Source organism: Burkholderia sp. MR1-5-21 (genome assembly GCF_053427715.1).
On sequence record NZ_JBSAXD010000005.1, the window covers coordinates 22,131 to 33,954 of the forward strand.

Annotated in this window: 13 protein-coding genes and 2 pseudogenes; 7 read left to right on the forward strand and 8 right to left on the reverse strand. The window is 58.3% G+C overall.

Annotated features, from left to right (window positions below; genetic code table 11):
- Positions 1-54 precede the first annotated feature (54 nt).
- The 6 genes and pseudogenes from wecB to ACV229_RS08690 all read right to left on the reverse strand — a co-directional run bounded on the left by wecB (position 55) and on the right by ACV229_RS08690 (position 5,295).
- On the reverse strand, positions 55-1,215 hold the full coding sequence (gene wecB / locus ACV229_RS08665) for a non-hydrolyzing UDP-N-acetylglucosamine 2-epimerase (RefSeq protein WP_448082996.1): 1,161 nt from the start codon (positions 1,213-1,215) through the stop codon (positions 55-57).
- A 110-nt stretch (positions 1,216-1,325) separates the two neighbouring features.
- On the reverse strand, positions 1,326-1,937 hold the full coding sequence (locus tag ACV229_RS08670) for a GGDEF domain-containing protein (RefSeq protein ID WP_448082716.1): 612 nt from the start codon (positions 1,935-1,937) through the stop codon (positions 1,326-1,328).
- A 781-nt stretch (positions 1,938-2,718) separates the two neighbouring features.
- Positions 2,719-3,504, reverse strand: a pseudogene (locus ACV229_RS08675) (hypothetical protein); the annotation flags it as partial.
- A pseudogene (locus ACV229_RS08680) lies at positions 3,491-3,757 on the reverse strand (helix-turn-helix domain-containing protein); the annotation flags it as partial. The pseudogenes ACV229_RS08675 and ACV229_RS08680, both read right to left, overlap by 14 nt.
- 75 nt (positions 3,758-3,832) lie before the next feature.
- Positions 3,833-4,000 (reverse strand): hypothetical protein, encoded by a 168-nt coding sequence (locus tag ACV229_RS08685; RefSeq protein ID WP_448082717.1) that lies wholly within the window; start codon positions 3,998-4,000, stop codon positions 3,833-3,835.
- A gap of 401 nt (positions 4,001-4,401) precedes the next feature.
- Entirely contained in the window at positions 4,402-5,295 is an 894-nt protein-coding gene (locus tag ACV229_RS08690; RefSeq protein WP_448082718.1) for a LysR substrate-binding domain-containing protein, read from the reverse strand.
- Between the two features lie 529 nt (positions 5,296-5,824).
- On the opposite strand from ACV229_RS08690, the gene ACV229_RS08695 reads away from it, so the two are divergent.
- The 6 genes from ACV229_RS08695 (at position 5,825) to ACV229_RS08720 (ending at position 9,045) form a co-directional block, all read left to right on the forward strand.
- Positions 5,825-6,463 carry a hydrolase gene (locus ACV229_RS08695; RefSeq protein ID WP_448078310.1) on the forward strand — a complete coding sequence of 213 codons (639 nt, stop codon included), beginning with the start codon at positions 5,825-5,827 and terminating at the stop codon, positions 6,461-6,463.
- Positions 6,464-6,702: 239 nt separating this feature from the next.
- Positions 6,703-7,821 (forward strand): porin, encoded by a 1,119-nt coding sequence (locus ACV229_RS08700; protein ID WP_448082719.1) that lies wholly within the window; start codon positions 6,703-6,705, stop codon positions 7,819-7,821.
- 324 nt (positions 7,822-8,145) lie between these two features.
- The gene (locus ACV229_RS08705; protein ID WP_448082720.1) at positions 8,146-8,313 is read left to right on the forward strand and encodes a DUF1427 family protein; all 168 of its coding nucleotides are present in this window, start codon (positions 8,146-8,148) and stop codon (positions 8,311-8,313) included.
- A 40-nt stretch (positions 8,314-8,353) separates the two neighbouring features.
- Entirely contained in the window at positions 8,354-8,527 is a 174-nt protein-coding gene (locus tag ACV229_RS08710) for a hypothetical protein (protein WP_448082721.1), read from the forward strand.
- A 17-nt stretch (positions 8,528-8,544) separates the two neighbouring features.
- Complete coding sequence (locus ACV229_RS08715) at positions 8,545-8,817, forward strand: XapX domain-containing protein (RefSeq protein ID WP_448082722.1); 273 nt, start codon at positions 8,545-8,547, stop codon at positions 8,815-8,817.
- A gap of 42 nt (positions 8,818-8,859) precedes the next feature.
- On the forward strand, positions 8,860-9,045 hold the full coding sequence (locus ACV229_RS08720; protein ID WP_448082997.1) for a sigma-70 domain-containing protein: 186 nt from the start codon (positions 8,860-8,862) through the stop codon (positions 9,043-9,045).
- Positions 9,046-9,425: 380 nt separating this feature from the next.
- Here the strand turns inward: ACV229_RS08720 and ACV229_RS08725 are convergent, their stop codons facing one another.
- Positions 9,426-10,226 (reverse strand): FadR/GntR family transcriptional regulator, encoded by an 801-nt coding sequence (locus ACV229_RS08725; protein ID WP_448082723.1) that lies wholly within the window; start codon positions 10,224-10,226, stop codon positions 9,426-9,428.
- Positions 10,227-10,364: 138 nt separating this feature from the next.
- On the opposite strand from ACV229_RS08725, the gene ACV229_RS08730 reads away from it, so the two are divergent.
- Positions 10,365-10,778, forward strand: coding sequence for a nuclear transport factor 2 family protein (locus ACV229_RS08730; RefSeq protein ID WP_448082724.1), 414 nt, complete (start codon positions 10,365-10,367; stop codon positions 10,776-10,778).
- A gap of 120 nt (positions 10,779-10,898) precedes the next feature.
- Here ACV229_RS08730 and ACV229_RS08735 read toward each other — a convergent pair whose 3' ends face one another.
- The gene (locus ACV229_RS08735; protein WP_448082725.1) at positions 10,899-11,804 is read right to left on the reverse strand and encodes a hypothetical protein; all 906 of its coding nucleotides are present in this window, start codon (positions 11,802-11,804) and stop codon (positions 10,899-10,901) included.
- Between the last annotated feature and the right edge of the window lie 20 nt (positions 11,805-11,824).

Sequence of the window (11,824 nt, forward strand, 5' to 3'; positions counted from 1 at the left end):
GCAGATAGATAACCGCATGGAAATGTCCGTGAGTGAATTCGTGGTCCGGGCCCATCAGGCGAACTGATGCGACGACGCTTCTGTTACGGCGAACTCGTCGACGGGCCGTCCGCACAGTGCGTCGACAATCCGCGCGGCCGCGCGCCCGTCGCCATATGGATTGACGCGACGCGCGAACGACGCGTGATAACCGGTGTCGTCGAGCAGGCGCCGCACGCTCTCGACGATGCGCTCCCGGTCGGTACCGACGAGTGCGACCGTGCCCGCCGCGACGGCCTCCGGACGCTCGGTGACGTCACGCATGACCAGGACCGGCTTGCCCAGGTACGGCGCCTCCTCCTGCACGCCGCCGGAATCCGTGACGACAACGTAGGCCTGCTGCATGAACCAGACGAAATCGATGTAGTCGAGCGGATCGACGAGATGAACGTTCGGGACATCGGCCAGTTCGGCCATCACCATGTCGCGTACGGCCGGATTCAGATGAACCGGATAGACGATCTGGACGTCGCTGCGGCGCGCGATATCGGCTAACGCCGCGCAGACGTTGCGAAAGCCCGCGCCGAAGTTCTCGCGCCGATGTCCGGTCACGAGCACGAGACGACGCTTCGCATCGACCCACCGGTAGCGCGCCGCGATCTCCCGCTCGAGCGGCGAGCCCGCGCGAAGCTTCGCGCAGGCGGCGGCAAGCGCATCGATAACGGTGTTGCCGGTGACGACGATGCGGCCTGAAAGATTTTCGCGCTGCAGATTGGTCTTCGAGATTGCAGTCGGGGCGAACAGCCAGCCGGCCATCGCATCGATGACACGCCGATTCATTTCCTCCGGAAACGGCATCGACAAATCGCCCGTGCGCAGGCCGGCCTCGACGTGTCCCACCGGAATGCGCCGATGAAACGCGGAAATGGCACACGCACATGCGGTTGTCGTATCGCCGTGCACCAGGACGTAGTCCGGCCTCTCCGTGTCGAGCACCGCCTCGATCCGGGACATCGTTCTCGAGCAAAGGCGATTCAGGGTTTGGTTCGGCACCATCACGTCGAGGTCGTAACGGGCTTCCAGCCCGAAAAGCGTCATGACCTGGTCCAGCATGTGTCGATGCTGGCCGGTGATGCAAACGACGTTCTCGATCGTCGGCTCATTGTCGAGCGCCGTGACGAGCGGTGCCATCTTGATGGCTTCGGGCCGAGTGCCGAAGACGGTCAGGACTTTCATTGGCATAGCGATATCATCCGTGTTTCTTTTGTTTTCCTAAACAATGTTTCAAGACGACCACCCTTCGTCACGACGCCCATGGCGTCCGTCCTCAGAAATCGAACGGCGGGTTAGAGGATCGCCAGCTTGATCTGGTCGCGACCGCTGTGCTTCGCTTCGTACAGCATTCGATCCGCATCGAGATAGAGCTGCCAAGGTGTTGCCATCGGCGCATGCTGGCCATCGCGCCAAACGACGCCGAAACTGATCGTCAGAACGCCCCCGTCACACCCCCGCGGATCGGGCAATGCCAGGTCGCGGACGCTGCGTCGCACGCGATCGACGATATCGAACGCCGAAGCCGCCGAGTCGAGATAGAGCAGTACGCAAAATTCATCGCCGCCGAGCCTGAACAAAAAATCCTGACCGTGCCGAAGCTGGCTCATCACGACGCGGGAAATCTGGCGCAGCGCTTCGTCGCCGGCGAGGTGCCCGCGCGAGTCGTTGTAGGCCTTGAAGTTGTCGACATCGAACAGGCAGAAGGCCATCGAGCGCCGGGTAGCCGACCATGACCAGTCGCGCCTGGCGATGTCGTCGAAATGACGGCGGTTAAACGCGTCGGTCAAGTGGTCAGTGATCGCCAATTGTGCGAGCCGGGAATTCTCCGCCTCCAGATCGCTGATTCGGCTCAGCAAACGCCCACGCTTTCTGTTGGCGATGTTGGCCAACACCTGTTGCGTCAATCGCCTTGCTCGCGCCTGCCAAGCTGCCCTCGAAGCGCCGCTCTTGTTCAGATGGTGACATTTCATCGAATTTTAATCTTTCTTCAAAAGCGCCTGGTCCGGACGCGTTATGGCTAGCCACTGCCTTTTAATAGAAGATCAGCTTCTCTCGCATTCCGGGCGCAATTATGAGGTGGGATCGATGATTTTCAAAACATTGAATATTTAAATATTGTCATGCGCTCAATCATTGCGCCCTCGCGACGAACCACTTCGCGGGTGTTATTGGATTGAAATCGAAATTCATTCGATCAGAGTCGATCACGCCCTTTAAAAGCTTCACGCCTGCTAGATATGAGGGGGGGGGGGGGGCAGCAGCAAACAGGCTGCCGGAGCACGTCCGTGCCATCGGATGCACGTTCGTCCGACGCCGGTTCCGCAAACGTTAAATTGATATTCATACTGGCGCGGAATGCATGAATTTCACCGCGAGTGGTGCGATGTCGACTAGGCACAGCGACAGCGAATTTAAACGAATCCGAACGACGAAACACCCGGCGGCATATCGTCCGATGTATTGAGATATTTAATTTTAATCCGGTCAATGCATCCCGCTTTTTTATTATGATTGATTTTTTCGTTGTGAATGTTTGCTGCGCAGGAAAAATACTTTTCTCCAGCGGCATATATTCTCGAATGCTGCCGTAAGATGTCATGCATCGTGCGCGGCAAGCTCCGTGGTTGCCGCGGCACGGATAGATCTCCCCCCCATGCGTCGATTCAGAAAATCTACGGGACTTCGTCACCAGTCGTATTTCGCGGTCGCCGGCACGGTTCGCTCGTTGCCGAATTCGCAGACTGCGTAAGACTGGCAACCGCTGACGTAGTGACGGTCGAACAGGTTCGTCGCGTTCAGCGCGAGACGTCAGTTGCGGGTGTCGTAGTGCAGCGCGTCGTCGTAGAGCATATGACTCTGCGCCGTCAGCGAATTGTCAGGTTTGTTGGCCGGTGCACTTTGGTGGCGGATGCCGCCGCCGAGCCCGAACCCGCGAGCGGCCCCGTATGCCATGTCCAGTCGGTCCACAGCGATGCCATCTCGCGCGGGCTGTCGACCGACCAGTTGTTCCGCGACGCGTCGTTCGCCTTCATGTTCTTCACGTCCTGATACACATATCACATCCGACGCGATGATCGACATGTTCGGTGCGACCTTGGCGGTCGTGCTCACCTCATGCGGCGCGAACGCACCTCGCCCGTCTGCATCGACGTCGTGTCCGTATCGTCGAGGTTTGTCGGTGTCGGCACGTTGGTCCGGTTGATCTGGTAGATCTCCGTGTTCAGCGTCAGGTACTTGCCGGGTGGCTGCCGAGTGTCAGCGTCCAGCGGTCCGACCTCAGTTGGTCCTGCGCGTAAGCGCCAAGCGTATTGATCGTCGCCGCACGTCTGAACGACGTCGGGCCGGAGAAAATCGAAGTAGTGACCGGCGTGTATACCAGGTCGTACAAGTTTGGATGCGGCGCCTGCGCAAGCCACAAACTGTCGGTTAGCCGAGCAGCAGCATATGCTCGATTGGCTCCGAGATGAAGCGCAATCGCGCGAATCGAATCACCAGCAACCACTGAGCGCGAGATCTCCTCCCGCTCGGCAAAGGTCAGTGCCAATCTTGAACGGCGCCGTTGCTTCGGCTGTATGCCGCCCGTTTCGGCCAGAATCCGTTGTACCGAGGAATGGTTCCGGTCAAACAACTGAGCGATCTGCTGCAGCGACTCGCCCTTGCGCCAGCGCTCCCACATTAACGCTTTCTGACTGTTTGTATAGTAGATCCGCCGTCTCTGTTTCATTGCAACACTCCTTGCTGCTATGCAGCTTCAAGTGTGTTGCATCGACGGGTTGAATCCGCAAGCGAGAGCAGCCGTTCACTCCTGCACGAACGGGAGTTCGTGCTGCGCCGGATGAATGGCTGAGCCGCCGCCATCGGTTGAATGTACGTCGAGGCAGCCGGTCAGCTCAATGCTGCCGTCGCCGAACAATTGCGCGTAGCCGCCGATACGGCCTTCGTCATCCTGGTCGGATGGACAGATCACTTCCTCGCAATTGATTCGATGCCTCGCAGCGGCCGACGGCGCGCCGGAGTCGCTGCCACCAAGTGCTGCGCTGCCGTCTTCAGCTGCTCGACCGTATGCGCTTCACGGCGCGTCAGCGCGGACAGCGCAATGAAATGAAGCACTACCCGAAGCTGAGGTGCCGGGATCATTGAACAAGCGCATACGCAAGCACTAACAAATGCGCTGGTCGCCGAACAGCTCGTTCCGGAGTTACAACCCCATGCTCATTAGCGATCCCCAGGGCTGTGATAATCATTGAAAGGCCTCCTGGCCGCCCAAAGAAGAGGCGGCCAAGGTCTACAGTTGAGATGTCACGCTCGGCCGACCCGATCAGAAGGCCAAAATGAACATGAGGAGGCAGGTGCCAGGGAACACTCACCTCAGTCTTTCTGAATATGCCGTGCCAGAAACTCGATGAGTAAGCGCACGCGCGGAAGAAGGCCGCGCCGGGACGGAAATACCGCATGAATCACGCCTCCCTTGGGGACCCAGCCCGGCAGGGCATCGACAAGGGTGCCATTGCGCAAGTCATCATCAACAACCATACATGGCAGTTGTGCGATTCCGACGCCATTTATCGCGGCATCGCGTAGCGCATGCATGTCGTCCGTGATGAAGCGAGGATAATGGCGCAATTGCGCTTCTATGCCCTGCGGCCCCACGAATTGCCATACATGGTGTCGTGGTGGCCCCCAATCGAGGCTCGGAACGCCCGCCAATTCGCCAGGGTCCGTCGGCAAATCGCGCCCCCTCAGCAAGTCAGGAGCCGCCACCAGCCGCTGCGGGCTGTCACCGAGAACTCGCATGACAAGGTCGCTGTCTTCCAGGGGAGGAAAGCGCACGCGGAGTGCGAGGTCAAAACCCTCGCTCAACAGATCGACGCGGCGGTTCGTGGCTTCCAGATGCACCTGCACCTTGGGGTGCATTGCCATGAATCGCGCCATCAGGTTGCTGACGCGATACTCGAGCAGCGCTGTTGGGCAACTGAGGCGGACGATGCCTTGCGGCTCGGCGTGCTTGCGCTCGATGACCTCACGCGCTGCCTCGGCTTCCAGCAGGACGCCGAGGCAGCGATCATAAAACTCGCGTCCGGTTTCCGTGACGGTGAAATGACGTGTAGTTCGCTGCAACAGCCGCACATCGTATTTCGCCTCCAGCTCCGCGATTCGCCGACTCAGCGTCGACTTTGGTAGGTCCAGCGCCCGCCCCGCCTGAGTGAATCCCCCGTGCTCGACCACCTTCACAAAATAATAGAGATCGTTCAGATCATCCATGATTGTTCCACTCGTAGAACACTGAGGGCATTTTACGAGACTGGAAGCCGGCTTGCTCCACGAATAGGATCTTGGTTCATGCAGATTGACTCTGTCGCGGAGCTCACATGATCGCGCGAAACCTGGGCCTGTTCACGAGAAAGCCGCTGCTATTCTTCCGATGGATCGGCACGTTGGGTGGCTGTCACTCGCGCAGGACACTGTCCCAGACGAGTCCAGGCACAACCTGGCGGCGCAGTTTGACCTGGCGACGCATTTCGGTTGGTCGACGATGCTGATCACTCGCTTCGAGATCGGCATGAACGGATCGCCGGTGCCGGAAGGCTTAACGCGCAACTTCCCGAGGCCCCATACATCGCCCGACGGACGGCGTAACTAAACTTGAAGCGTTCGCCCACTGCGCAGCCGGATGGATGTTTGCGACAGTTGGAGATGGCAAGCCGCAACGATTGTCCCGACGTTGCGGATGTTCGAAGCATCGACCATCGGGACTCCTTGTTCACATCCTGCACTGTTTCTGGAGGCAACCATGGCAAGCGAACCCATTCGCGACCCCGCGAGCGATCACCTGCTCACACCGCAGAATGCGGCATTTATCGTCATCGATTACCAGCCAGTCCAGGTGAATTCCATCGCGTCGATGGATCGCCAGCTGCTGATTAACAACATTGTGGGGGCCTCGAAGGCTGCGATCGCGTACAAGCTGCCGATCGTCCATTCGACAGTCAACGTGAAGACTGGACTGAACAAGCCGCCCATCCCGCAACTGCGCGCAGTGCTTGGCGACTATCCGACCTACGATCGCACGAGCATCAACTCTTGGGAAGACGTCGAATTCCGCAAGGCCGTCGAGGCAACCGGCCGCAAGAAATTGATTATGACTGCGCTCTGGACGGAAGCCTGCCTGACGTTCCCTGCGCTCGATGCATTGGAGGCCGGCTACGAGGTATATGTGGTCGTCGATGCGGTCGGCGGCACGTCCGTCTCAGCGCACGAAGCCGCATTGCGCCGTATCGAACAGGCAGGCGCCAAGATGATCAGTGTCGCCCAGCTCTTCTGCGAACTGCAACGCGACTGGGCACGCAGCGAAACCGTACCGGCGTTTATTAACCTGTTCATCGAAACCGGCGGCACCGCCGGCATCCAGTTCTCGTACGACAAGAACTGACGTGTCACGCGCGCGGTCGGTTGCTGTGCCTGTCCGCGCGCATCTGTAATGTCCGACGAATGTCCAACGTCGACACGCAACGAGCTTCCTGGATAGACCCGGAGCCGTCACTCACTGCCGACCTCGATCACGCCATGCCAGGTACGGCGGCTAGTCCCGCTCGCTGGGAGTCTGGACGTATGGCTCGATGTCGGACAGGAAGGTATCCAAATATCGTCGATGGCAGAGAAACGATCGCAATGAAGAGACAAGCCGCGCTGATACGCCTGGCGAGCTGCCTGACCGCGGCATGCTTCCACGCCAGTCTGTACGCCCAGAGCAGTGTCACGTTGCAGGGCATGGTCGATGGTGGTGTGACCTATGTGAACAACCAGCATGGTGGTTCAGTGACGCAGTTCGACAGCGGGATTTTTGCGCCAAACGTGTTGACGTTCAACGGAAGCGAGGATCTCGGCGGCGGAACGAAGGCCGTATTCAATCTGACTTCGCAGTTCGATCTCGGTAGCGGAGCAACCATCCCGGGCGCGGGTCAGATTTTCAATCGCACGGCGTACTTAGGCCTGTCCGATGAGCGGCTTGGCGCCGTTACGTTTGGCAACCAGTACGACTTCATGTTCGACACCTTGACGCTCGGTCTCTTCGATGGCGCATTCCTTTTTGGCGGCCTTTATGATTTTCGCCAGGGACCATTCAGCGCGCTGGGTGTGCCGCAAAATCCAACCGGTTCGTTTGATTTTGACCGCCTGGCCGGCGCAACGCGTGTGGCGAACGCGGTCAAGTATCGCAGCCCATCCTTCGCGGGATTCAGTTTTGGCGCGCTATATGGTTTTGGCGGCGTCGCGGGTTCGTTTTCCGCCAATTCGACGATCAGTGCCGGTATGAACTACGAGAACGGCCCGCTCGGTGTCGGGGTCGCGTACATCGAGGCCAAATATCCCGAGCTGGGTAACGGTCATGACGGAATTCGCAACTTTGGAGCCGGCGCACACTACAGGTTCGGCGGCGCGCTCGTCATGCTGCTGTACACGGATACAAAGAATACGGCGAGCGGCGCGAAGATTGACGTCTACAAGGCAGGCACGTATTGGACGGACTCAAGTGCCTGGTCGGCAGGACTCGACTACCAGTACATGAAGGGAAACGAGGTGCTCGAGAACAATAAGGCGCACCAGATCACCACAGCGGTGCAATACCACTTTTCGAAGAGGACGATGGCGTACGTCGAGGCCGTCTATCAGCGTGCTGGCGGCGACTCCGCAACGACGCGAGCGTGGATCAATGGGCTGCTTCAACCCGGCGCGGCAGCAAGCAACCGTTCACAGACACTGGCGCGGATCGGTTTGCAGACGAAATTCTGATGGCGACCCATCGCATATCGGTTAGCACTTTGCTTGCGGTCACCCTGCACCGCTGCCATATGTCGGTGATGTGAATTTATTCGCGACTCAAACGGGGATGTTCCAGTCGTGATCGAAATGGAGATCCATCAATCTATTAGGTTGCAGAAATAACTTCGTCGCCGCATCGAGTCAGCGGACGAAACGAACGCACTCGAGAGGTTTGGTCTCTGTCACCGTGGACGAGTGGGTGTACAAGAGCTCCGCATCCGGAAGGATAGCAAGTGTGCTGGGGTTACTGCGATGCAGTGGCCTGTATTCCAACTTCATGGAGTGACTGATCATATGAAACCGTATTTGGCATCACTATTTGCAGGCGCGCTAATAGGGGTGATCTACAGCGCAGTGAAGGTCCGATCGCCTGCGCCGCCGCTGGTTGCTCTCATCGGCTTGCTCGGGATGTTGATCGGTGCTCAAGCCGTCCCGCTCCTCAGGCAATTGTTAGGGTTTTAATCGATATGATAAACCGCATATGATGGCGGAGGTATGAAATATGCCGATTCCAATGGTTACTGAGCGTGAAGAACACGAGGAAAAATTCAAAGAAAAAGTTGGCATCATTCGCAATTTTTCATCGAAAAGCGATCCTGGAGACGCTTTCTTTATTCCAGAAAGCCCAATACGCTTCCCATCAATTTTCCGCGCAGAGCCTATAGCTGATCGATAGTCAACGAGACTCACATCATGAAATCGTATATTCTTTCGCTGCTCGCCGGCATGCTTGCCGGTGCGGTCTACTACACGCTCGGTGTCCAGTCGCCGGCCCCGCCCACTGTTGCGCTGATCGGCCTGCTCGGTATCCTGGCCGGCGAGCAGATGCTTCCCATCGGGCGCCTGATGTCATCGGGCCTCAAGCTGAAAGCGGCATGGTGCGAAGCGCAATGCAAACAGCACATGTTCGGCTCACTGCCCGGCCAAGGATCCGACGCAACAGAAAAGGACCAGCGGCCATCGTGACACCTCGTCGTTCGCAAGACTGGCGTGCCACTCGCTTTTCCGGTGGAACAGGAAGCGCACCCCGCCGTCCCTGCCGAGAGGATGGAGATATTCGCGGGAAAAGTGCAAGGTATAACAAGAATAACGAAGCAACCTGTGTCGATCGAGACCCCGTTGGGCGATGATGCCGACGCGACGCGCGGCGACACGATCGAGAATGTCGCCCTGAGCATACATTTTCACCGGTAAAAAAAACCGTACATCCCAACCACATGGATTTGCTTCCTTCGCCAAGCAAGACGCGTACAAGTTGCAAATTCTGTGTGGTCGAAAATCTATGGAGCTTCGGACCCCTACAGCCCGCAAAGCCCCGTCCCAACTAGATCTATATACCCACACATTTGCTCCGGAGCACTCCGCGACCGCGAATCCAATCGAGCAATCAGGCGAAATCAGCTCCGAGATGCGACGCTTGGCGATCACGAAACGTAGCCAATGGCTACGAAGCTGACGCGACTGCCCATCGCACGTCCTGTCTGGCACCCGCGAGCTTGAGCACGACGTCGTGGACCTGGCGCAATTGCCCTCAATCGATACCGGCGCTCGTCGGCATACTGCAGTGGTTTTGCTCAGCCACGGTGCAGCAGAGATTTGATGAGGGGTGTCATCGCCCGATCGGACAGCACCGTGTCAAGTGCGGCAGGCAAAGACGTGATGACCTTCATCGAGTGCACACTATACGCATGAGCAGCGTCCCGAGCCGCCTTCCCATCATGCGCAGCAATGGCTTCGACCACACGCAACCGATCCTTGGCCAGTAACCGCGTCGTTTTTCTCCAGGTATCCAGCAAGTCCCCCGTGAGTTCCTTGGCCAGCGCAATCTGTACGCCGGCAAGAAACCGGCACAACACGGCCAGTAGCGCATTTCCGGACGCTTTCGCCAACGCGCCTACGAAATTATGCAGGCCGTCCGCAATGGCCTCGGCATCGGCGCCCTTGTCGATCTGTCGAAGGGCGCCATGCAACGCTTCGACGTCTTCCTCGCTTCCCCTCGCCGCAGCAAGTTCGGCCGCGTATCCGATCAACACGCCAAGGACGCCCAGGACGTCGGCAAACCCTACCCGCTCCAGCTGCATCATCGAGCTCAGCGAAATGCCAATGAGTTGATCCACATCTGCGGTGACATAGGCGCCGCTGCCGTGGCGCACCTCGACGAGCCGTGCCGTCGTCAGCCCCCGGATCGCCTCGCGAACGGTCGGCCCACTGACGCCGTAGCCTTCGGCCAGTTGCTTCTCCGTCGGCAGCTTGCTTCCACGGGGAAGTTGCCCGTCCAGAATGCGGCTACGCAGATCCTCGAGAATCTGCTCTGCCGCGTTTCCTCTTGCGAGACGACGCGACGGTTGCCAAGTGCTCTCCGCCGAACCATGCATGGTGTCTTCCTTTTTGCTGGACCTGAATAGCGTAATGATACTATACTCGCCAAGACACTTGGTGACCTACTATCTTTCGCGCGCTCTTCGATTCAAATGGACGCCAGCGATACTGCATTCAACCTACCGGAGACATCAATGACGCAGCCCGACCTGGAGGCTATCGAGCGGTTATTCAGCGATTTCGCGTTCTGTGCGGACCACGGTGACGCAGAGGGCCTGGCGCACCTCTTCACCGAAGAAGGCGTGCTGTCCATCGGGAACCGTCGATCGGAGGGACGCACGAGGATTGCCGAGGACTGTGAAGTGCGCTTTGCCATCCCGAACCGGAAGACACGGCATGCGTGGTCCAATCTTCGTGTCACAAGCTTGACGCCGGACACCGCATCGACCACCGCGCTTCAGTTAACCTTCGAGTCGCTCGGCAACGACAAGCCTGCTCAGTTGAGAGTGAACGATGTTTTCGATCAACTGTGCAAGGACACGAGCGGAGTCTGGCGATTTTCCCACCGCCAGATCCGCTGCGAAATGGCCGTGAATTTCAAGGATTGATCTAGTCGGCAAGCGCGCTAGCCAACGTCTGCCATCAGGCGAGCCCCATCGGTGCCGAATACTGCGTGGCAACGAAGAGTCATGAAGCAGGCGCACATTTCCTTATGCGCCTGAACCCAATTACTCAAGCTGGTCTTCCGGCCTCATTTCCTCCTCGGCGAACTGATCCGACTCGACAACCGGCAGTTCGATGGGCGGCAATCCGACCTGAAACAGCTCCATTGTCGACGTCGCCTCGATCTCGAGCTTTTCCCCCGGATAGACCTGCAACGCGGTCAAGGGTGTCAACGGATTGCCATCTACGGTCCCTTCACCAGTCAGGACAACAAACAAACGCTGTGAAGACTCGTCCACCGACGACCAACTGGCCTCACCGCGCAGGCGCACCATCTCGATCCACACACCGCGTTCCGAAAAGCTCCCCATGAATTTGTGATCGACACCAGGCGATCCTTTCAACATCAGCCAGTTGAAGTGCTTGGGATCCGCCACAATCACCTTCCTGTAGCGCGGATGAGGATACTTCAGCTTGCCGCCGAAAACTTGCTGCCATATGGCATTGAGCCCCCACTCGCGTTTGCCGTCGGAGCGGACGTAAAAGGGGCCGTCAAATCGCCCGCGCTTTTCGAGTTCCTTCCATGCTTGACGTCGCTGCTCGATACTCATGAACCCGTACGTCGACGATCCGCCGAACTGCAACGTGAGCAAGAGACGACCCGCCGGGGTCTGCTCGGTAATCGGGTCCTCCTGCGGCCCATACGCCAGGCCTTCGGGAAAGTAGCCGATCTGCCCTTCCTCCAGCGTCAGGCCCGGCTGGACATGATACGGCCCCTTCAATGGAAGGCGAATCTGTTCGAAATTGTGGCGATGTCGAGGCATATGGAAGTCGGCATCCTGCCTCGCGAGGATATACATGAAATTCTCGAGTGAGGTCGGGTCATCCCCCTTCAGCATGTGCTGAAAGGCGATGGCGCCGGTCGGATGGTCTTTCATCCAGTTGCCAGGGGCGAATGGAACGATCTTCATCTTGAGCTCCTCTTATCCTC

Coding starts and splice junctions, on each gene's coding strand:
- wecB (WP_448082996.1), bottom strand. CDS start 1,215: ATGAAAGTCCTGACCGTCTTCGGCACTCGGCCCGAAGCCATCAAGATG.
- ACV229_RS08690 (WP_448082718.1), bottom strand. CDS start 5,295: ATGGATGATCTGAACGATCTCTATTATTTTGTGAAGGTGGTCGAGCAC.
- ACV229_RS08695 (WP_448078310.1), top strand. CDS start 5,825: ATGGCAAGCGAACCCATTCGCGACCCCGCGAGCGATCACCTGCTCACA.
- ACV229_RS08700 (WP_448082719.1), top strand. CDS start 6,703: ATGAAGAGACAAGCCGCGCTGATACGCCTGGCGAGCTGCCTGACCGCG.
- ACV229_RS08705 (WP_448082720.1), top strand. CDS start 8,146: ATGAAACCGTATTTGGCATCACTATTTGCAGGCGCGCTAATAGGGGTG.
- ACV229_RS08710 (WP_448082721.1), top strand. CDS start 8,354: ATGCCGATTCCAATGGTTACTGAGCGTGAAGAACACGAGGAAAAATTC.
- ACV229_RS08715 (WP_448082722.1), top strand. CDS start 8,545: ATGAAATCGTATATTCTTTCGCTGCTCGCCGGCATGCTTGCCGGTGCG.
- ACV229_RS08725 (WP_448082723.1), bottom strand. CDS start 10,226: ATGCATGGTTCGGCGGAGAGCACTTGGCAACCGTCGCGTCGTCTCGCA.
- ACV229_RS08730 (WP_448082724.1), top strand. CDS start 10,365: ATGACGCAGCCCGACCTGGAGGCTATCGAGCGGTTATTCAGCGATTTC.
- ACV229_RS08735 (WP_448082725.1), bottom strand. CDS start 11,804: ATGAAGATCGTTCCATTCGCCCCTGGCAACTGGATGAAAGACCATCCG.